The organism is Paenimyroides ummariense (assembly GCF_900115115.1).
Taxonomy (GTDB): domain Bacteria; phylum Bacteroidota; class Bacteroidia; order Flavobacteriales; family Flavobacteriaceae; genus Flavobacterium; species Flavobacterium ummariense.
Map to the genome: position 1 here is coordinate 36,298 of NZ_FOVI01000007.1, position 20,368 is coordinate 56,665.

Genomic DNA, 20,368 nt, shown 5'->3' on the forward strand with positions numbered 1-20,368 from the left:
GCTCCGCAAAAGTATTGTTTTTAAATTTTAAATGAAAATTTAATATTAAAATTCTATTTTCTTTTTTCTTAATTCAAAATTTTGCCCTAAATATACTTTTCTAACCATTTCATCCTCAGCTAAATCTTCAGGGATTCCTGCTTTCAAAATGCCGCCTTCAAACATTAAATAGGTCTTGTCTGTAATTGCTAAGGTTTCCTGAACATTATGATCGGTAATTAAAATACCAATGTTCTTGTTTTTCAACTGAGCCACAATGCGCTGAATATCTTCTACCGCCACCGGGTCAACACCTGCAAAAGGTTCATCTAATAAAATAAATTTAGGATCAGTTGCCAAAGCTCGAGCAATTTCTGTTCTTCTGCGTTCACCACCCGATAATAAATCACCACGATTGGTTCGGATGTGCTGCAAACTAAATTCATCAATCAATGATTCCATTTTAGCTTCTTGCTCTTTCTTGGTAAGTGTTGTAAGTTGTAGAACCGAAAGTATATTGTCTTCGATACTTAACTTTCTAAAAACCGATGCTTCCTGAGCCAAGTAACCAATGCCGTTTTGGGCACGTTTGTACATTGGGTAATTGGTAATATTTAAATTATCTAAAAAAATATTGCCCGAATTTGGTTTTACTAACCCCACAATCATGTAGAACGATGTTGTTTTGCCGGCACCATTTGGTCCTAATAAACCAACAATTTCCCCTTGGTTGACTTCAACCGAAACACCTTTTACAACTTTTCGTCCTTTGTATGTTTTTATTAAATTCTCTGCTCTTAATTTCATTGCTTAATTCTTTGTTAAGGCTTCGTTTTTCTCTTTTTGCACATTGCGTTTTGTAATTACTTTAGCAATTATAATACTGCATTCGTACAAAATTACCAACGGAAACGATACAATTAACTGGCTAATAACATCGGGCGGAGTTACAACTGCTGCTACTATTAAAATCAACACGTAAGCGTATCTTCTGTATTCCTTTAAAAAACTATCGGTAATTAAACCTAAATAGGTTAAAAAGAAAATAATAATTGGCAGTTCAAATACCAAACCGGTTGCCAGCGATGTTGTTTTTACCAAACTGATATATGAATTGATATCGATTTGATTTTCAACAACATTACTGATGGTAAAGTTAGCTAAAAAGTTGATTGATAATGGAACTAATACAAAATAACCAAAAAGCACTCCTAAAAAGAATAGAATGCTCGATACAAATATGAATAATTTAGCATATTTTCGTTCGTTTTGATACAATGCCGGACGTATAAATTTCCAAAATTCCCATAAGATAATCGGGAATGCCATAATGAATCCGGCTGTGATACACGTCCAAATCATTACAGATAATTGTCCGTCCATGGTTCGGTTCTGAATAACAAAAGGCAGTTCGTTATCGCAGAACGATCGGTCTAAATCGTATTTAGTAGCAACGTCGCAAAAAAACTGGTAAGTAATGAAATCGCCTTGTTTCGGTCCGAAAATAATTACATCAAAAATAAATTCGTTAAAAAAAACAGCTACTACCGATGTTATTAAAATTGCAATACAACTGCGTACTAAAAGCCATCTTAATTCTTCTAAATGGTTTAAGAACGACATTTCTTTGTTGGTGTTTTTATTTTTCACGATACAATTCCTTCCTTTAAAATGTCGTGTAGATGGATAATGCCTGCATATAGATTATTGTCTGTAACTACTAATTGAGTAATTTCAAACGATTCCATAATATTTAAAGCATCTTCTACTTTTGAATTTATTTCAATTGATTTCGGATTTACCGTCATAATGTCTTTTGCAGTGATTGCTGATAAATCGGTTGTTTTTTCTAACATTCGTCTTATATCGCCATCGGTAATAATTCCCTTGATTTCAGATCCATCTAAAACAGCTGTAACGCCCAAACGTTTGTTCGATATTTCAAAAATAACTTGTTGAATGGTTGATTGAATAGTAACGGCAGGTTTGTTTTTACCGTCTAAAATATCCTTGATTTTAAGTAGTAGTTTTTTACCCAAAGCACCACCCGGATGAAATTTAGCAAAATCGTTTGCAGTAAAATTTCTCATTTCAATTAACGCAACAGCCAAAGCATCGCCTAATGCCAATTGAACGGTTGTACTTGTTGTTGGAGCCAAATTATTAGGATCGGCTTCTTTTTCAACGTAGGCGTTAATAACAAAATCGGAGTTTTTTCCTAAAAAAGAAGATTCGTTAGCGGTCATTCCAATTAAAATATTTCCGTCGCGCTTTAATAACGGAGCTAAGACTTTAATTTCCGGACTGTTTCCGCTTTTCGATATACACAAAACAACGTCGTCTTTCGTAATCATACCTAAATCGCCATGAACGGCTTCGGCAGCGTGCATAAATAAAGACGGCGTTCCGGTAGAGTTTAAAGTGGCAACAATTTTCTGACCAATATGTGCACTCTTGCCAATTCCGGTAATAACCAGCCTTCCTTTTGTGTTAAATATAGCTTGAACCGATTTTAAAAAGTCATCGTTTAAAAAATCTATAGCCTTTGTAATAGCATCGCTTTCAGCTTTTAAAGTGCTTTTTGCGGCTGCCAATATGTTAAAATTAATGTCCAAAATACAAACGTGTTATGTAAATTTTGCTAAAACTAAAAGATTTGTATATCTTTATAATTGCAAATTTAGATAAAATAGCATAATTAAAAACATGAAATCAATCGAAATTGACTTACATAAAGAATTAAAAAAATATTTCGGATTCAGTCAGTTCAAAGGATTGCAAGAGCAGGTTGTAAAAAGCATTATTTATGGCAACAACACTTTTGTAATTATGCCAACGGGTGGTGGTAAATCGTTATGTTACCAATTACCTGCTTTGGTTTTAGAAGGAACTGCAATCGTAGTATCGCCTTTAATTGCTTTAATGAAAAATCAGGTTGATGCCATTCGTGCACTTTCAAGCGAAATTGGTGTGGCACACGTATTAAATTCTTCATTGACGAAAACCGAAATTACACAGGTTAAGGAGGATATAAAGAAAGGTATTACCAAACTTTTATACGTTGCACCAGAATCGTTGACGAAAGAAGAATATGTTGAGTTTTTAAATTCTGTACCTTTATCTTTTATTGCGATTGATGAAGCGCACTGTATTTCTGAATGGGGGCACGATTTCAGACCCGAATATAGAAACCTTAGAAATATTATCAGAAAATTAGGCGATATTCCAATTATAGGTTTAACGGCAACTGCAACGCCAAAAGTTCAGGAAGATATCCTTAAAAATCTGGAAATTGCCAACGCTAATACGTTTAAAGCTTCATTCAACAGATCTAATTTGTTTTATGAAATTCGTCCGAAAACCAAGAATATAGAATCGGATATTATCAAATTCATCAATCAGTTTAAGGGAAAATCAGGCGTTATCTATTGCTTAAGCCGTAAAAAGGTAGAAGAAATCACCCAGGTTTTGCAAGTTAACGGAATTTCGGCAGTAGCGTATCACGCAGGATTAGATGCCAAAACTCGCGCCAAACATCAAGACATGTTTTTAATGGAAGATGTGAATGTGGTGGTTGCAACTATTGCCTTTGGAATGGGAATTGACAAGCCCGATGTGCGTTTTGTGATTCATCACGATATACCAAAATCGTTAGAAAGTTATTATCAGGAAACCGGTCGTGCAGGTCGCGATGGTGGCGAAGGCTATTGTTTGGCGTACTATTCTTATAAGGATATTGAAAAGCTGGAGAAATTCATGGCAGGCAAACCGTTGGCGGAGCAGGAAATTGGTTATGCTTTGTTACAAGAAGTGGTTGCTTATGCAGAAACATCGGTATCTCGACGTAAATTTTTACTGCATTATTTTGGTGAAGAATTTGATGAAGTGAATGGGGAAGGAGCCAATATGGATGACAATTCACGCAATCCGAAATCTAAAAAAGAAGCAAAGAATCAGGTGGAACTTTTATTAAGAACCATTCAGGATACCAAGCAAATCTACAAGTCAAAAGAAATTGTTCTTACCTTATTGGGTAAAATAAATGCCGTTATAAAATCGTACAAAACCGATGCGCAAAGCGTTTTTGGAGCAGGAAAAGAGTTTAACGATAAATTCTGGATGGCATTGATCCGTCAGGTTTTGGTATCAAATTTAATATCAAAAGATATCGAAAGTTATGGTGTACTAAAAATCACTAAAGAAGGAAAAGATTTTCTGAAAAATCCTACTTCTTTTATGATGACCGAAGATCATAATTATGAAACTACCAACGATGAAACCATCATTACCAATGCAAAGGCATCAAATGTTGCTGATGAAGTTTTGGTAAGTATGCTGAAAGATTTACGTCGAAAAGTAGCCAAAAAAATGGATGTACCGCCGTTTGTGGTTTTTCAGGATCCGTCTTTAGAAGATATGGCATTAAAATATCCCATAAAGTTAGATGAACTGGCAAATGTGCATGGCGTAAGTGAAGGTAAAGCCAAAAAATACGGTAAAGAATTCATCGATTTAATTACACGATACGTTGAAGAAAATGATATTATTCGCCCAGATGACTTGGTTGTAAAATCAACGGGAGCAAATTCAGCCTTAAAACTGTTTATCATTCAAAGTGTGGACCGTAAATTGTCTTTAGAAGATATTGCAGCTGCCAAAAGTTTAAATATGGATGCTTTGTTGAAAGAAATGGAACAGATCGTTTATTCGGGTACTAAACTGAATATTAATTATTGGGTTGATGATGTGTTGGATGAAGATCAGCAGGAAGAAATTAAAGAATATTTTATGGATGCCGAAAACGATTCTATAAAAGCAGCCTTGAAAGAATTTGATGGCGATTACGATATAGAAGAACTTCGTTTAATGCGTATAAAATTCATTAGCGAAGTAGCCAATTAATAAAAAACTCCTTAAAAATATTTAAGGAGTTTTTTATGCAATATCACTATACAACTCACCACGGTGCGGTTTTAAAACATCGCGTACTTTTCGCATCATTTCGTCGTTAACCACGATAAAAGCAATCGAATGAAACTCATTTATCTGCTGAAAACCCGAAATTGAAATCGGCAATTGTTCTATAACAATAAATTCTTTTAAATGAATTTCCTGATGTTCGGCTGTTTTTAAAGCATCGGGACCTCTAAAATCCCAGATTAATTTTATCTGTCGTTCCATTTTGTCAAATTTCAGTAAATTTAAAACATCCTTTTAAACAAATCTATAATTAATGTATTTTTGTAGTTTCAAATTTGCTTTATAACAAAATGCCTCAAGAAATACAATTACAAGTCCTTCCGGAAATTGCAGCTACAAATCATTTGCTGGTAGATTATGTTGCAAAATTAACGCATACGCCTACTAACGAAATTCAGCATGTTACCATTTTAAAAAGATCGATCGATGCCCGACAAAAACAGGTGAAAATCAATCTTAAAGTTCAGGTTTTTTTTCAAGGCGAAGATGTGCAGCACAGATCGGTTTCATTTCCCGATTATAAAAATGTGAAAGATGCACAGGTAGCAATTGTAGTTGGGGCAGGTCCTGCAGGATATTTCGCGGCATTACAGCTAATAGAATTAGGCGTAAAACCTATTGTTATAGAGCGAGGAAAAGATGTTCGTGGTCGTCGGCGTGATTTAAAGGCAATTAACGTAGACCATATTGTAAATCCCGATTCTAATTACTGTTTTGGCGAAGGTGGTGCAGGAACATATTCTGACGGAAAGTTGTACACACGATCGAAAAAACGGGGCGATGTAAACCGCATTTTAGAACTTTTGGTTGCTTTTGGTGCATCGCAAGATATTTTGGTTGAAGCGCATCCGCATATCGGTACTAACAAACTGCCGAAAATCATGGAAGATATGCGTCATAAAATTACCGAGTTTGGTGGTGAAGTTTTGTTTGATAAACGTGTGGTTGATTTTGATGTTAAAGGTAACGAGATTAAAGGCGCGATCTTGCATACAGGCGAAACCATTGCGGCAAATCAAGTTATTTTGGCAACCGGACATTCGGCTAGAGATATTTTTGAATTGTTAGATCGAAAAAAGATTTTAATTGAAGCAAAGCCTTTTGCATTAGGCGTTCGTGCAGAACATCCGCAGTCTTTAATAGATAGCATTCAATATTCATGTGATTTCCGTGGCGATTTTCTTCCGCCGGCTCCATATTCCATCGTAAAACAAGTGAATGGTCGCGGAATGTATTCGTTTTGCATGTGTCCGGGTGGAGTAATTGCGCCTTGTGCTACCGATGTTGAAGAAGTTGTAACCAATGGTTGGTCTCCTTCAAAGCGTGATCAAATCACAGCAAATTCGGGAATTGTAGTCGAACTAAAATTAGAAGATTTTAAACCGTACGAAAAGTATGGAGCTTTGGCAGGAATGTATTTTCAGAAAGAAATAGAAAACACTGCTTGGAAAGTTGCAGGTAAAACGCAACAAGTTCCGGCGCAACGAATGGTAGATTTTTCGAACAAAAAAGTTTCCGAATCATTACCTAAAACGTCTTATGTTCCCGGAGTTGTATCGTCAGAATTAGGTGCTGTTTTTCCAAAGTTTCTAACAGGAATTATGCGTCAGGGTTTTCAGGAATTCGGTAAAAGCATGAAAGGTTATTTTACAAACGATGCTATTTTACATGCGCCGGAAAGTAGAACTTCATCGCCGGTTCGTATTCCAAGAAACGATTATACGTTGGGGCATCTGCAAATAAAAGGCTTGTATCCTTGTGGCGAAGGTGCAGGTTATGCTGGCGGAATTATTTCTGCAGCGATCGATGGCGAAAAATGTGCCATTAAATGTGCCGAACAAATTTTTGGTTATAGAAATTAAACTCGTTGGGGTAATTCAAAATAAATAAAAATTAACCACATAGACCAATAGAATTATAACTCATTGTCAAAGATGGGATAGAAAATTATATTATTTTTCACATAGTTTGCTATGCGAAAAGTAAAACGCCTATCACAATCTTTTAAAAACATACGGCAAATCTATGTTTCTATGTTGTGGAAATAATTACACCCAAAGGGTTAGAAATTAAATTAATAAGTAAGTGTTTTAAGTAAACTGATTTTAACTTGAAACATTAAACCTTAAACAAAAAATATGGAATTAAAATTAAACCGACCTATTTGTTTTTTCGATTTAGAAACAACGGGAATTGATGTAGCAAAAGACAGAATTGTAGAAATATCGATATTAAAAATTTTCCCCAACGGAAACAAAGAGAGTAAAACGTGGCTAGTAAACCCAACGGTTTCAATTCCTGCGCATGCTACGGCTGTTCACGGAATCACCAATGAAAAAGTAGCAAATGAACCAACTTTTAAAGAACTGGCTTCGCAGGTTTACAACATGATTAAAGACGCCGATTTGGCTGGATACAATTCAGATCGATTTGATATTCCTTTATTGGCAGAAGAATTATTGCGTGCCGATGTTGATTTTGATATGAAAAACCGTGTATCGATTGATGTTCAAACGATCTTTCATAAAAAAGAAGAACGTACATTAAGTGCAGCTTTGAAGTTTTACTGCAATCAATCATTAGAAAATGCGCACTCGGCAGCAGCCGATACCGAAGCTACTTATGAAATTTTAAAGGCGCAGTTAGATCGTTACGAAGATTTAGAGAACGATATGAAAGCACTTTCGGTATTCACAACTCGTAAAAAATCGGTTGATTTTGCTGGATTTATTGCTTTGAATGATAACGGAGAAGAAATTTTTACATTCGGTAAACATAAAGGTGCTTTGGTTGATGATGTTTTAGATCGCGAGCCGGGTTATTTTGGCTGGATTCAAAATGCCGATTTTCCGTTGTACACCAAAAAAGTGTTGACAGGAATCAAGTTGCGTAAACTAACTAATAAGTTTTAATTAAAGCAAAGTTGTATCTTTATAAATAAAAAAGAAATTATGAGTACTATTGAATTAAAAAAAGAACTGCATAATTATATAGAGAATGCCGATGACCAATTCTTAAGAATGTTTTATGAAATGGCAAAGGCGTATATGTTGCAAAAAAATAAAGATAAAATGATTGCAGAAGGCGAGAAGGATATTAAAAACGGACAAACTTATACTTTAGAAGAAGCTAAAGAAATAATGAAAAAATGGAATCCGTAATAAGAGTTGAATTAACATCTCGGTCTTTAAAAGATTTACAAAAGATTAGAGTATTTAATGATAACCTTTACAGTATTTCTAAATCAAAAGAAATTATTAATGATATTTTTAAAGAGTTAGAGATATTAGAAAACTCAACCATAGATTTTACAGAAATTGGTGTTATAGATGAAGAATTCATACACCTAAAATATGAATATCGAAAGCTTGTAACAAGTCATTATAAAATTACATATCGAAAAGGTAAAAGAGCAATTTATGTAGTTAGAATTTTCGACACACGACAGAATCCATCAAAAAATAAATAATAAAACTTTAAAAAGTAAATGAAAATTATTTGCGTAGGCAGAAATTATATTGATCATATCAATGAACTTTCTAACCAAAAACCGACAGAACCGGTGCTTTTTATGAAGCCTGATACATCGGTTTTACTAAAAACGTTTCCGTTTGTTATTCCCGATTTTTCGAACGATGTACATCACGAAGTAGAAGTTTTGGTGAAAATATGCAAGGTTGGTAAAAGCATCAGTCCAAAATTCGCTCATAAATATTACAATCAAATTGGGTTGGGTGTCGATTTTACCGCGCGCGACGTTCAATCTAAACTAAAAGAAAAAGGCTTACCTTGGGAAATTGCGAAAGGATTCGATGGCGCAACGATTATTGGCGATTTTGTTGATAAAAATCAGTTTGAAAATCTTCAGAATATATCTTTTCAATTAATAAAAAACGATGAGGTTGTTCAAAACGGGAACACACAGGATATGTTGTGGCAAATTGATGAATTAATTTCGTACATATCACAGTTTTTTACATTGAAAATTGGCGATATTATTTTTACGGGAACACCAAGCGGCGTATCAAAAGTGAACAGTGGCGATGTGTTGGAAGGTTTCTTGGAAGATAAAAAAATGTTTGGCTTTAAAGTTTTATAATGAAAGCGGTAATTGTAACAATAGGTGACGAGCTTTTAATTGGTCAAGTGATCGATACCAACAGTGTTTTTATAGGTCAGGAATTAGAAGCAATTGGTTGTACGGTTGTTGAAAAAGTTGCGATTTCGGATACCATTGAAGCTATTATCGACACAATGATTCGTTATCAAAACAAGGTTGATCTGGTTGTTCTTACCGGAGGTTTAGGTCCTACAAAAGATGATGTTACCAAAAAAACGCTGGTGAATTATTTTAACGACGAGCTGATTTTTAACGATGAGGTTTTTCTTCACGTAAAAAAGCTGATTGAAGGTTATTACAACCGACCAATTACCGAAATGAACCGTCAGCAGGCGTATCTTCCATCTAAATGTACTATTTTGTTTAACGATGTTGGTACGGCTCCGGGAATGTTAATGGTAAAAGAACAAACAACTTTTGTATCGTTACCGGGCGTGCCTTACGAAATGAAATATCTGGTTACCGAAAAATTACTTCCTTATATAAAAGAACAGTTTAAGTTAGAAGCCATCGTTCATAAAACTGTTTTAACTGTTGGAATAGGCGAAAGTCTATTAGCAGAAAAAATAGAGCAATGGGAAGATAGCTTACAGCCTTTAAATATCCATTTAGCATATTTACCTCAATTTGGTTTGGTGCGTTTGCGTTTAAGCAAAACGGGAAGTTCTGTTGATGCAATCGAAGCAGAAATTCTTCAAAAGATTAGAGAATTACAATTGTTAATCCCCGAGTTTTTTATCGGAATAACAAATGCTGATTCGTTGTTTAACGAAGTTGTTCTTCTGTTGAAACAAAGCGGCTTAACAATTGCAACTGCTGAAAGTTGTACGGGAGGAAGCATCGCTCAAAAATTAACGTCGGTAGAAGGTTCTTCGGGCTATTTTAAAGGAAGTGCAATAACGTACGCAACCGAATCTAAAGTGAATATTTTAGGTGTTCAGCAACAAACAATTGATACATTTAGTGTGGTAAGCGAAGAAGTGGCACGTGAAATGGCTATTGGAGCAAAAAGAATTTATCAAGCTGATTTAGCTATCTCAACTACCGGAAATGCAGGTCCTTTAAAAGGCGATGGCGATGCCGAAATAGGAACTGTTTGTATGGTATTAGCTTATGGTGATCAAGTAGAATCGTTTACTTTTAATTTTGGACAGCCACGAAATAAGGTAATACAAGCAGCTGTAGAAAAAACATGGTTAATTCTGTATAAATATTTAAAAAATAAGCAATAACATTTGTTTAAATAAAATTTAAGTTGTTATTTTGCACACTGATTTTAAAAGTAAGAAATAATGTCAAGAGTTTGTCAAATTACAGGAAAGCGCGCGATGGTTGGAAACAACGTATCACACGCTATGAACAAAACTAAGAGAAAGTTTTCTGTAAACTTAGTTAAGAAGCGTTTTTACATCGCTGAAGAAGACAGATGGGTAACTTTAAAAGTATCTACATCTGCATTAAAAACAATTAACAAAAAAGGTATTGCAGCAGTTTTGAAAGAAGCTAAAGCAAACGGATTATTAAAGTAATTCAGTTCACCATTAAAATTTTATCACAATGGCAAAGAAAGCAAAAGGAAATAGAATTCAAGTAATTTTAGAATGTACTGAGCATAAAGCAACTGGATTACCAGGTACTTCACGTTACATTACTACAAAAAACAAGAAAAATACTCCAGATAGAATGGAAATCAAAAAATTCAATCCTATCTTAAAGAAAGTAACAGTTCATAAAGAAATTAAATAATTTAGTTAGTCATGGCAAAGAAAACCGTAGCAACATTACAAGGAGCTTCAAAGAAATTAACCAAAGCTATTAAAATGGTTAAGTCTCCAAAAACAGGCGCTTACACATTCGTTGAGTCAGTTATGGCTCCTGAGTTAGTTGATGAATTTTTAGCAAAAAAATAATCATTCATCAAATTAAAAAATTAAAAGCTATCTAAATTATTAGGTAGCTTTTTTTATCTCCTTAGTCGTTAACAAATCATTTTGTCAATGAGATTTTAGCTATCGTTATTGGATTATTACTTTTGAATTTTTCTGATAAATCTTGTGAATAACCTTCCCAACTTTCTCGCTTAATTGTTTTAATAGCGACAAATCGCATCAAGTTGTTAAAAAAAAGTAATTAACAGAAGCCTACCTCTCCAAAAAATCCTCAAAATCATCCTCTTTCCCTAATCCAAACTTCTGTTTTAGGCGGTATTTGAACATACGGACACTTTGTGGTTCTACATGCAGCGCCTGTGCAATCTGTTTGGTGCTCATTTTCAGGTAGAGATAAGTGCAGTATTTCAGATCAAGTGGGGTTAGTTTCTGAATTGCTTTTTCATTCAAACGGTTAAAGAAATCGGGATGTAGTTTCTGTATTTGCATTTTGATATCTTCATAATCCGTCTGCAAAAGCATTTCTTCCTTAATCAGTTTCTGTATATGTTTGGCTTCGCCATTATCTATTTTATCCTGAATCTGTTTAAGCGTATCATTTTTTCTATCAATGATCAGAGAATTTGCCAAGGCTTCCTTTTCCAATTGCTGCCGTCTTAAATCCAGTATTTCCTGCTCAGCCTTCAACCTCGCTTGTTCTTCTTTTTCCAATTTAAGCTGCATGGCAGCCTGCTGTGCCTGATCTTCTTTTTCCTGGGCCAATTTTTTTTCACGCTCTACGGAATATCGTAGGCGGAAGTGATAAGATACGAACATAAACAGAAGCGCGAATAACAGCGCAATTGCAATTCCTCCGTAGAGGTAATTTTGTCGTTTCCTGAAATTTTCACGTTCGGTTAAAAGTTCAAGTTCACGATCTTTTTTTTCGGTTTCATACTGCACCTCTAATTTCTGTGCATTGAAAAGTTGCTGTTCGTTGAACGATTTTTTTAATAAATCTTCTGCTCGTTGCTGATACGTCAATGCCGATTTATAATCTTGTTTTTTAAAGGCAATATCTGCTAAATCCCGATTAATGGCATACTCTAACCTAAAATGATTTCCGCTGGAACTCATTAGTCTACTAAGTCCTTGTAAAAGATATTGCTCGGCAAGTCCCCAATCTTCTTTTTGCTTTGCAAATCCACTTTTGATACCAAATACATTACCCCATTTATCGGCAAAAGCTTCGTTATTATCCAGCTTTTGTTCTGCAAGTTTAAGATATTCAAATGCTTTCTGCTCTCTAACTCTCAATGCTTCAGCTGAGTGCTCTAAATAATAATTTGCCAGATTAATACATGTAATCACATACGTGTTAACGCTCAATTTATCCGGCTGCTTTTGCAATAAATTAAAAGACTTATTCAGATAATGGTAACTGCTGTCCAAAAGATTTCGTTCTTTACTTTTTTTGTATCTTGCCAGATACATACTTGAAATACCATTGTTTACATTCGTTTGTAAATTGATGTTGTTTGCTTTGACAGCACAGTAACGAGCCTGATGTATATAATGCTCCATCTTTTCGCTATCGTCCCATTTGCTGTAAGCTCCGTACAGCAAATAGTTTAGGTGGTATTTTGTGGAAAGGTCGTCCTCATTATTTTCTACCTGTTTTAGGCCATAAAGGGCATCTTTTACAACAGCATCCGGCAGATTAAGGGCATTGTTCAGGAAGGCTTTAGCTCTGTACGCCACCGCTAAAGATGTCTTTTTCTTCGATTTCTCTGCATATTCAAAACTTAAATCAACGAGTTTTTTAGAAAGTAAAAGGCTGTCCATCGAAGTATATATACTGCTTTGATAAGCATAGAGGTAGGCCAAATCAGCAGGCGAAGTAGTGGATTTAATGCCGGCATCTAAAATCTTAATAGCTTCTTTTTGCTGGTTTTGTAATTGAAGCTGATCCAGTTCATCCAGAATTTTTTGCGTATCGGAATGAATGTGCTGGGCACTAAGCTCCACACATGCTAGAAAAGCAACTATTAAACAAAAAACATATTTAAACCTCATACAATTTCTATATACATACTCCTACAAAGTAATAAAAAAAACGAACGAAATCCGAATCAGATACCGTTAAACTTGATGATAATTTTATTCGCAATCAATTGAAGATAAGGTAATTAAAACACGTGTAGATACTTTGTATATACATTTTAAAAAGATGTAGATGGTTTGTTAGGCTAATTAGAACTTCCATTCTTAAGATTCTTCCGATTTTTGTTTAAGATAAAATTGAAAAATTATGACACCGAAAGTACAATCTATTTTAAGTTACCTTGGCATTTTGTGGCTTATTGCTTTTTTTGTAGGAAAAGACCAAAGAAACGACCTCAGCAAATATCATTTAAAACAAGGTTTGGGGCTATTCATTACTGCTGTTGTTTTTAATCTTTGTGCTGGAGTGCTATTAACCATCGTGCCATCATTTACATTTGTCCTAACCATTGTTGGTTTTGTTTTTCTGATATTAATGGTATTAGGTATAATAACAGCGGCCAACGAGGTTAAAAAGCCCGTGCCGGTAATAGGTAAATTTTTTGAAGATAAGTTTAATTTTATCATGTAATAGCCGTTTGGAAAAGTATCATAACAACTTTAAAAAATATTAAATGCGTTATCTACTCTATATAATATTGTGTTGTTTTTTGTCAGCGTTGGTGTTTGGACAGACCCATCCTAACAAGCAGCAGTTTGTTGTCAAAAAAGAACGTGTCATTGATTATGAGAGGATTTTTACCGATGAAGAGATACAACAATTAGATAGTATCGTAAATGACATCTGGGAAAAAGGAATTGCCGAAATAGCCATCGTCACTATTGATGAACACCATACCGATAAAGCGCATTTTGATCAATATGTATTTGATAATTTGACAGGATATGCCCAAGGGGAATATGGGAAAAACAATGGGATAGTTATCGCGATTTCCAAACAACTCCGTCTAATGCGTATCGAAAACGGCTACGGCATAGAGAAACTCATGAGCGATGAAGCCACAAAAAAAATCATTGACGAATATTTTATACCGAAATTTAAGGACGACAACTATTTTGAAGGCACCTGGAACGGCTTAAATGCCATTCTCAGTCATGTAGAAAAGGAAATGCAACAATACAACTATACGGACGCATCGTCAATCTTTAAGCCGACGCTGTTTCAAAAAATCAGGACATTTGTACTGGAAAACGGTACACCAGAGACTTTCCGAAATCTCGATAGCGATAATCCCTCATACAATTTCACATCACTTGATGTATTTCTCGGTCCAGCAAGGAAACATGCTTTTATCTTGAAAGATTTTTTGGAAACCGATTACTATGAAATGACTATCCGGAACAGTGATGGTAAATATTATCAGTTTATCTGTTTTGATGAGCATGTGCCTGAGCAGACATTTCTAAAAAAGAATATGCAAGCCCATCGGGTGTATTGGCTTGAACCGGGAGATCAATTGATATCTCAGGATGTATGGCCTTTGCTCTATCAGATAGAGGATGAAATGACTCAGCATTCAGCAAGTTCCAATCCTAAAGAGTTCACTGTTTACCGATGGAAACTTAAACAGGAATTCCATCCAATGGATCGTATATATAAGAACGTTGATCGTAATGAAAGCATAGCATTTATTAAAAACGATTTTTTTATAAACGGAGAAAAGAAAGGCACTTTTGAGATCAACGAAAACAAAAGATTGTTGTCCGTCAAGATGGATGATGGACAACATCCTTCATTTGCAATTTTTAAAATGGAAGACCGGTATTATTATCGCTACCATTTCAATAAGACCGAACGGAAACTTTATCTCGTACCCTTGGATGAAAAAGAAGGTCACGATCTTATTTCTGTAGAGGGATGCACACTTATATTTGAAATTTTAGAATAATAAAAAGGATGAAGATGGCAGATATGATACACGGGATTCTGGTGCTTGTAGGTTTTGTTTTACTGGTATTAGGTATACAGCTTTTTATTTCCTCGTGTAAATTTGTAGCTAATGGTATCAAAACCCAGGCTACGGTAATCGATAATATCGCTATATCATCGCAAAGTGACGCAGGTACGAGCATAATGTATGCACCTTTGTTGGAATATGATGTAAAATCAGAGAAAAATACCTACACTCCCAATTTGCGTTCCAATCCACCAGCTTATGATATTGGTGAAAAGGTACCCATTGTATATAGTAAGAAGAACAGTCAAAATGTACGCATCGTATCTTTTTGGGGCGTTTATCTTGGTAGTAATATTTTGTTTGCATTCAGTTTGCCTATGCTGCTTATAGGTACAGGCTATTTTTTATTCAAATGGGGAATTATTTAAACAAAACATTATGTCAGAATACAGTTCACTTTATATAAACATCGAAATCACAGAGGAAAAGTTAAATCAATTTTTCCTTGACAAACCGGTATCACAGTTGCTTGACGATGACTGGCAGAGATGGTGGGACAGCCGTAAGATGTATGGCAAACAAAGTTTAGAACAGTTGCCAGCATACAGCACGGCAACGAACCGGAATGTATTTGATGAACTACTCCAAGACAGAGATTTTGGTGCGAAAGAATTTTACGACAGTGCGTCGCAAGAATGGATATTCATCGCTGTTTTCTTCAGCGAGAACTACAACGAAATCTTACCGATGCTTTCTCTGTTGAAAAGCCTTGCATCCTATCAGGAAAGCACACAGCGAGGTGTCGCATTTGTCTATGACTTTTGCTGGGGTCATCATGAAGTGATGGCTTATCTGGAATTTGCCGATCAAAAAGCATTGTTAAAGGAATATATCACTCCAGGTGAAATAGCTTCGGTGATCATTGAGGAAGCAGACCGAAGGATAGAACAAGCTGTAGCAGATTTCAACAACCAGTTTAAAGATTGATGATCAATACTCAAACCCTAAGTTCAACCATAAAAAAGAAGAAATATGTTTTTTGCAATCAATAAAATAGAACAGGCAGTCCACCGTACTGATGGACTGCATAATCCTAAAAATCCGTCTAAACCAATGGTACTGGGTATCTACCGTACGCAGTCGAGAACGGCACTATTTACCGTTTATTCCAAAAAGGCCTATGGTGAATTCTGGGACGATGAAACGCAAAAAAAGATAGCCAACCGCTATTGGACACCCGAAATGAAAGCATTTGCAAGACAAAAAGTGGCGGAAGCACCTCAGCCTCCATTTATCTTTAAGCTGACCATTGTAGGATGGATCTTCGTAGCAATAATGATCGCCACGATGGGATTGATCGTTTATCAGGAAATGAAGCCCCCAGTACCTAAATCAGCAGAATATGTAGCTATGGAACAAGCTCCTGTGGTTGGGGATATTTATCTTGGTAGGTATGAAGCATTCAAAGAAGCAGGGGAACGCATTGCGTCGGAAATCGGTTTTGGTTGGTTTAAAGTGGTAAAGGTTGAAGGAGATATTTATTACATGGCAAAATCGACTGGAATTAGCAAAACGCATAAGCCAAAAGAAGAATTGAACAGCACAGATTTTGAAACAGAAGGCACACCTGTGAAGATTACCGAACAAGCAGGTTATATGATCAACATGAAAGCTACAGACGGTAAGATGGAAATATATCTCACAGAAAAGAAGTAACATGTCTACAAAAAAAATAATGGGTATCATTGCATTAGTCGTTATCGGTGGCATCGGGCTTTTGGTATTGATCATTTTCGCAACGGTAAAGACCAAATCAACAAGTATCACCAAGTATGAGCCGTTCAAAGAATGGGTAGGTAAAACGGTAATCCTTAACAAGGAAGCGATTCTGTTTAAGGATAAGATGGAAATGAACCATAACAGGGATTACCCTTATGTTTTGTTGGATAGCCTGCATCCGAAATGGCAATATGTAGAAGAACAAAAAGCGATTGGCGATTTAGTAGAAATAACCAGGTTTCCAGCAGGAACAACGTTGAAGTTTGAAAAAGCCATTCAATATACCAATGGTGTATCGGGTTTTTCTTATCCTACCATATTCGGAACCATAATCAGCAATGGAAAAGAATACAAGGCTGGTTATCAGTGGGGAGAAATAAATTTAGGGAAAAGTTTTGACAAGGTAGAAAAGTGCTGGCAATTTCATCAGGCACCTTGGCAAAAAGAAAAAGACACAGCTTTTTATGCCTTGCCAACGGCCTCATTTTGGTAGTATTCAAAAAGCAAAAAAATAAATTAAACAGTAAGCATCCGTAACGATTTTTCTTTTTAAAATCAGCCTTTGAAGAAGCTGTTTAGAAATTTAAAGTTTATGAAATGAGCATTAAAATAAAAAAAATAAACAGATGAAAAAGTTTTATAAAAAAGCTAAGCATTTTGCAATGCTGTCATATCTGGTAATATTTGCCATTTGTATATTTACAGCTTGTACTAAAGATGATGATGACAATGCAGAAACAGATGGAATAACGAAAAGATTGACGCATTTTTCTATTTCGTCAAATAGAGCAGACTATGATTACGATACAGCCACTTTTTATTATGAGTATGACGAGCAGGGTCGACTAGCCGCTGTAAACAGTTATGTAACGTTCAAGTTTTCGTATATTGGCAATAGTAATGTTCCCGAAGTTTTAAGAAGAATTAAAAGACCAGATAGACCTAATCAATACGAAGATTTTAAAATGATATACAACGAAAACGGAATTCCGGTACAAGTTCAGAAAACAGGTACAACCGGGAATGATTATATACAGAACATCACCTACAATAATCAGCAACTTTCGTTTACCATTGGATCTAATACAAATTATGTGATAGAAGATCCTGATATTGAAAAAGGTACTTTTTCGAAGTATAAGCGAAACAATACCTCTTACAACTATCATTACGCATCAGATTTAAAAAACGGACTTACTCAGCAACATAAGTTGGATTTGTTCATGGCATTGATAGATCCTACGTTCAACTATTCGCTGTCTTATTTGACTGGATATTTCTTCTCGCCCAAAGTTATAAGTGCGATGGAGGTGTCTCCTTTGCCGAACGGTGAGCATATCGAGATTGAGAAATCGGACGATGGTTATATCACCAAACGAAGGTTTATTACATCCGGTGGAGATATTTTTACAAGTATTTATTTTTATGAATAGTTGAAATTCTGCTTTAACACAAAGGCAATAATCTAATGGTCTGTAAGATAGAAGATGTCTTAATAGTGTTTTATACTTACTTCGTGTTCCATTTACCATTTACGGTAATCCTGCACATAATCGAAACTTTATCGTTCTTTTTTGGGGCGTTCTTTTTAAGGTAGAAAAGAACCTTAAACGTTGATTTTTTTTGTCGTTTCCATACTCACAATTCTTAATGATAAAATTAAACCTATGTGAGCTACTGGACAATATGAAAAACTATGCAGAAAGCTGAATTACAGTATTTTAAATAGGTTGTTTATAATGCTTGAAAGTAACGTTTTAGTAAGCTTACTTTTGCATAAACTCGCTTTTTTCTGCTTTTTATCACATTACCAAAAAATCAAAAAACGATTGTAAAGCCCTTATTTACAATCGTTTTACCTGTTATTAATCTTTGATGTATTTTTACTGAAAATTTATTTTAAAGGGAATGATATTTATCAGAAATCCTAAGATTAATATCAGTATATTTGTTACTTAAAAATTGTAGAATATGAGTTTTTTTAAGCGTTTATTTTCATCAGAAAAGAAAGAAACACTTGATAAAGGGCTTGAAAAGTCAAAAACATCTTTTTTTGATAAACTTTCAAAAGCAGTTGCCGGAAAATCAAAAGTAGATGACGATGTTTTAGATAATCTGGAAGATATCCTAATCACCTCAGACGTAGGTGTGAATACCACTTTAAAGATTATCGGTCGTATCGAAAAACGTGTAGCCGAAGATAAATATTTGGGAACCGAGGAGCTGAACAAAATTTTGCGTGAAGAAATTTCAGGATTACTTTCAGAAACAAAATCGGGCGAAGCTACAGAATTCGAAGTCCCAAAAGATAAAAAACCTTACGTAATCATGGTTGTTGGTGTAAATGGTGTTGGTAAAACAACAACTATTGGTAAGCTGGCATATCAGTTTAAAAAGGCAGGTCATAACGTGGTTTTAGGTGCGGCAGATACGTTTCGTGCAGCAGCTATCGATCAGTTACAAATTTGGGCAGATCGCGTTCAGGTGCCAATCGTAAAGCAGCAAATGGGATCAGATCCGGCTTCGGTTGCTTTTGATACCTTAGAATCTGCAGTTGCTCAAAATGCTGATGTGGTGATTATTGATACCGCCGGACGTTTGCACAACAAAGTAGGTTTAATGAACGAGTTAACCAAGGTAAAACGCGTAATGCAAAAGGTTATTGGCGATGCACCGCACGATGTTATGTTGGTTTTAGACGGATCTACCGGGCAAAACGCATTTGAGCAGGCTAAACAGTTTACCGCAGCAACCGAAGTTTCATCTTTAGCAGTTACAAAGTTAGATGGTACGGCAAAAGGCGGGGTTGTAATCGGTATTTCAGATCAGTTTCAAATTCCGGTTAAATACATTGGAGTAGGAGAAGGGATCGAAGATTTACAGGTTTTTAATAAATACGAATTCGTAGATTCATTCTTTAAATAATGAAAAATATTTTAGGCTTATTTGCTTTTAGTTTGTTAGCGGTTTCTTGTTCAAAACCAATTTCTGCCGAAGAATTAAAGAATTTAAACGGATATTGGGAAATCAACGAAGTAAAAACTGCTGACGGAGATACCAAAGAGTTTCAATCAAACAACAATGTAGATTTTTTTGAATTGAACGATTTAAAGGGAACTCGAACCAAAGTTGTTCCACAGTTCGATGGGAAAAATGCATCAAACGGTATCAAAGAACAATTCACGGTTTTAGATTCTGCCAATGCAACGTATCTGAAATATTCTACAGATTACGCCAAATGGACAGAAAAGGTTGATAAACTTACAAAAGACGAATTGGTAATTATCAACCAAAACGATATAAAATACACATATAAAAGGTTTACGCCAATTGTAGTAAATGAATAATAAAAAATTTAATCCTTACAAACGCTTGCACGAAGAATCATCGATTCAAGATGTTTTGGGGAAAATGATTTCGGGCTATAATTTAGAAAAAGGAATTGATAAGCTAAATGTTCGCGAAGCCTGGATAAAGCTTTTAGGTCCGGGAATTGCCGCTTACACACAACAGGTAGAATTAAGAAAAGACACGCTGTTTGTTGCATTGTCGTCTAACGTACTCCGAGAAGAATTAAGTTACGGTTTAGATAAAATCATTGCCATGATAAATGAAGATTTAGGCAAAGAAATCATTAAAAAAATAATTTTAAGATAAACTCATATTTTCTATGAGTTTTT

The 20,368-nt window shown here is 35.2% G+C and carries 25 protein-coding genes and 1 pseudogene; 20 read left to right on the forward strand and 6 right to left on the reverse strand.

Annotated features, from left to right (window positions below; translation table 11 throughout):
- Window positions 1-45: 45 nt before the first annotated feature.
- The 3 genes from lptB to BM253_RS06745 are packed head-to-tail and all read right to left on the reverse strand — an operon-like array spanning window position 46 to window position 2,594.
- On the reverse strand, window positions 46-786 hold the full coding sequence (lptB, locus tag BM253_RS06735; protein WP_091521216.1) for an LPS export ABC transporter ATP-binding protein: 741 nt from the start codon (window positions 784-786) through the stop codon (window positions 46-48).
- Window positions 787-789: 3 nt separating this feature from the next.
- Window positions 790-1,602 carry a twin-arginine translocase subunit TatC gene (gene tatC, locus BM253_RS06740; protein WP_091521507.1) on the reverse strand — a complete coding sequence of 271 codons (813 nt, stop codon included), beginning with the start codon at window positions 1,600-1,602 and terminating at the stop codon, window positions 790-792.
- A gap of 23 nt (window positions 1,603-1,625) precedes the next feature.
- Entirely contained in the window at window positions 1,626-2,594 is a 969-nt protein-coding gene (locus tag BM253_RS06745) for a KpsF/GutQ family sugar-phosphate isomerase (protein ID WP_091521219.1), read from the reverse strand.
- 91 nt (window positions 2,595-2,685) lie between these two features.
- Here BM253_RS06745 and BM253_RS06750 point away from each other — a divergent pair, with 91 nt between their 5' ends.
- Window positions 2,686-4,881, forward strand: a complete 2,196-nt coding sequence (locus BM253_RS06750) for an ATP-dependent DNA helicase RecQ (RefSeq protein ID WP_091521222.1) — start codon at window positions 2,686-2,688, stop codon at window positions 4,879-4,881.
- Between the two features lie 33 nt (window positions 4,882-4,914).
- On the opposite strand, the gene BM253_RS06755 is transcribed toward BM253_RS06750, so the two are convergent.
- On the reverse strand, window positions 4,915-5,160 hold the full coding sequence (locus BM253_RS06755; RefSeq protein WP_091521226.1) for a hypothetical protein: 246 nt from the start codon (window positions 5,158-5,160) through the stop codon (window positions 4,915-4,917).
- An 89-nt stretch (window positions 5,161-5,249) separates the two neighbouring features.
- On the opposite strand from BM253_RS06755, the gene BM253_RS06760 reads away from it, so the two are divergent.
- The 9 genes from BM253_RS06760 (at window position 5,250) to BM253_RS06800 (ending at window position 10,989) form a co-directional block, all read left to right on the forward strand.
- Window positions 5,250-6,821, forward strand: coding sequence for an NAD(P)/FAD-dependent oxidoreductase (locus BM253_RS06760; protein WP_091521229.1), 1,572 nt, complete (start codon window positions 5,250-5,252; stop codon window positions 6,819-6,821).
- A gap of 276 nt (window positions 6,822-7,097) precedes the next feature.
- The gene (locus BM253_RS06765; protein WP_091521233.1) at window positions 7,098-7,871 is read left to right on the forward strand and encodes a 3'-5' exonuclease; all 774 of its coding nucleotides are present in this window, start codon (window positions 7,098-7,100) and stop codon (window positions 7,869-7,871) included.
- Between the two features lie 39 nt (window positions 7,872-7,910).
- Complete coding sequence (locus tag BM253_RS06770; RefSeq protein WP_091521236.1) at window positions 7,911-8,120, forward strand: hypothetical protein; 210 nt, start codon at window positions 7,911-7,913, stop codon at window positions 8,118-8,120.
- A complete protein-coding gene (locus BM253_RS06775; protein ID WP_091521240.1) occupies window positions 8,108-8,428 on the forward strand; it encodes a type II toxin-antitoxin system RelE/ParE family toxin in 321 nt (106 codons plus the stop codon). The genes BM253_RS06770 and BM253_RS06775 overlap by 13 nt, the downstream gene beginning before the upstream one ends.
- Window positions 8,429-8,446: 18 nt before the next feature.
- Entirely contained in the window at window positions 8,447-9,058 is a 612-nt protein-coding gene (locus BM253_RS06780) for a fumarylacetoacetate hydrolase family protein (RefSeq protein ID WP_091521244.1), read from the forward strand.
- Window positions 9,058-10,311 (forward strand): CinA family nicotinamide mononucleotide deamidase-related protein, encoded by a 1,254-nt coding sequence (locus tag BM253_RS06785; RefSeq protein ID WP_091521247.1) that lies wholly within the window; start codon window positions 9,058-9,060, stop codon window positions 10,309-10,311. The genes BM253_RS06780 and BM253_RS06785 overlap by 1 nt, the downstream gene beginning before the upstream one ends.
- Window positions 10,312-10,371: 60 nt before the next feature.
- The gene (gene rpmB / locus BM253_RS06790) at window positions 10,372-10,608 is read left to right on the forward strand and encodes a 50S ribosomal protein L28 (protein ID WP_091095089.1); all 237 of its coding nucleotides are present in this window, start codon (window positions 10,372-10,374) and stop codon (window positions 10,606-10,608) included.
- A gap of 28 nt (window positions 10,609-10,636) precedes the next feature.
- Window positions 10,637-10,825: a 50S ribosomal protein L33 gene (rpmG, locus tag BM253_RS06795; RefSeq protein ID WP_091521250.1), complete on the forward strand. Its 189-nt coding sequence runs from the start codon at window positions 10,637-10,639 to the stop codon at window positions 10,823-10,825.
- Between the two features lie 11 nt (window positions 10,826-10,836).
- Complete coding sequence (locus BM253_RS06800) at window positions 10,837-10,989, forward strand: DUF4295 domain-containing protein (protein ID WP_091521254.1); 153 nt, start codon at window positions 10,837-10,839, stop codon at window positions 10,987-10,989.
- 231 nt (window positions 10,990-11,220) lie between these two features.
- Here BM253_RS06800 and BM253_RS06805 read toward each other — a convergent pair whose 3' ends face one another.
- Entirely contained in the window at window positions 11,221-13,023 is a 1,803-nt protein-coding gene (locus tag BM253_RS06805) for a hypothetical protein (protein WP_091521256.1), read from the reverse strand.
- A 235-nt stretch (window positions 13,024-13,258) separates the two neighbouring features.
- Here BM253_RS06805 and BM253_RS06810 point away from each other — a divergent pair, with 235 nt between their 5' ends.
- The 7 genes from BM253_RS06810 to BM253_RS06840 all read left to right on the forward strand — a co-directional run bounded on the left by BM253_RS06810 (window position 13,259) and on the right by BM253_RS06840 (window position 18,121).
- Window positions 13,259-13,582 carry a magnetosome magnetite crystal formation protein family gene (locus tag BM253_RS06810; protein WP_091521259.1) on the forward strand — a complete coding sequence of 108 codons (324 nt, stop codon included), beginning with the start codon at window positions 13,259-13,261 and terminating at the stop codon, window positions 13,580-13,582.
- 43 nt (window positions 13,583-13,625) lie between these two features.
- The gene (locus BM253_RS06815) at window positions 13,626-14,900 is read left to right on the forward strand and encodes a TPM domain-containing protein (RefSeq protein ID WP_091521262.1); all 1,275 of its coding nucleotides are present in this window, start codon (window positions 13,626-13,628) and stop codon (window positions 14,898-14,900) included.
- 14 nt (window positions 14,901-14,914) lie between these two features.
- Window positions 14,915-15,337: a DUF3592 domain-containing protein gene (locus BM253_RS06820; protein ID WP_177205744.1), complete on the forward strand. Its 423-nt coding sequence runs from the start codon at window positions 14,915-14,917 to the stop codon at window positions 15,335-15,337.
- A gap of 10 nt (window positions 15,338-15,347) precedes the next feature.
- Window positions 15,348-15,896: a hypothetical protein gene (locus BM253_RS06825; protein WP_091521267.1), complete on the forward strand. Its 549-nt coding sequence runs from the start codon at window positions 15,348-15,350 to the stop codon at window positions 15,894-15,896.
- A 45-nt stretch (window positions 15,897-15,941) separates the two neighbouring features.
- Window positions 15,942-16,625: a hypothetical protein gene (locus BM253_RS06830; protein ID WP_091521270.1), complete on the forward strand. Its 684-nt coding sequence runs from the start codon at window positions 15,942-15,944 to the stop codon at window positions 16,623-16,625.
- 1 nt (window position 16,626) lies between these two features.
- Window positions 16,627-17,181 (forward strand): hypothetical protein, encoded by a 555-nt coding sequence (locus BM253_RS06835; RefSeq protein ID WP_091521273.1) that lies wholly within the window; start codon window positions 16,627-16,629, stop codon window positions 17,179-17,181.
- 133 nt (window positions 17,182-17,314) lie between these two features.
- A complete protein-coding gene (locus tag BM253_RS06840) occupies window positions 17,315-18,121 on the forward strand; it encodes a hypothetical protein (protein ID WP_091521277.1) in 807 nt (268 codons plus the stop codon).
- Window positions 18,122-18,212: 91 nt separating this feature from the next.
- On the opposite strand, the pseudogene BM253_RS17680 reads toward BM253_RS06840, so the two are convergent.
- Window positions 18,213-18,320, reverse strand: a pseudogene (locus BM253_RS17680) (hypothetical protein); the annotation flags it as partial.
- A gap of 339 nt (window positions 18,321-18,659) precedes the next feature.
- Between BM253_RS17680 and ftsY the strand changes: the two are divergent.
- From ftsY to BM253_RS06855, 3 genes are read left to right on the forward strand one after another with little or no spacing between them, the layout of a single operon-like run.
- Window positions 18,660-19,613, forward strand: coding sequence for a signal recognition particle-docking protein FtsY (gene ftsY, locus BM253_RS06845; RefSeq protein WP_091521280.1), 954 nt, complete (start codon window positions 18,660-18,662; stop codon window positions 19,611-19,613).
- On the forward strand, window positions 19,613-20,035 hold the full coding sequence (locus BM253_RS06850; protein ID WP_091521284.1) for a hypothetical protein: 423 nt from the start codon (window positions 19,613-19,615) through the stop codon (window positions 20,033-20,035). Before ftsY ends, BM253_RS06850 begins: the two co-directional genes overlap by 1 nt.
- Window positions 20,028-20,345 (forward strand): DciA family protein, encoded by a 318-nt coding sequence (locus BM253_RS06855; protein WP_091521287.1) that lies wholly within the window; start codon window positions 20,028-20,030, stop codon window positions 20,343-20,345. The genes BM253_RS06850 and BM253_RS06855 overlap by 8 nt, the downstream gene beginning before the upstream one ends.
- The last annotated feature ends 23 nt before the right edge of the window (window positions 20,346-20,368 follow it).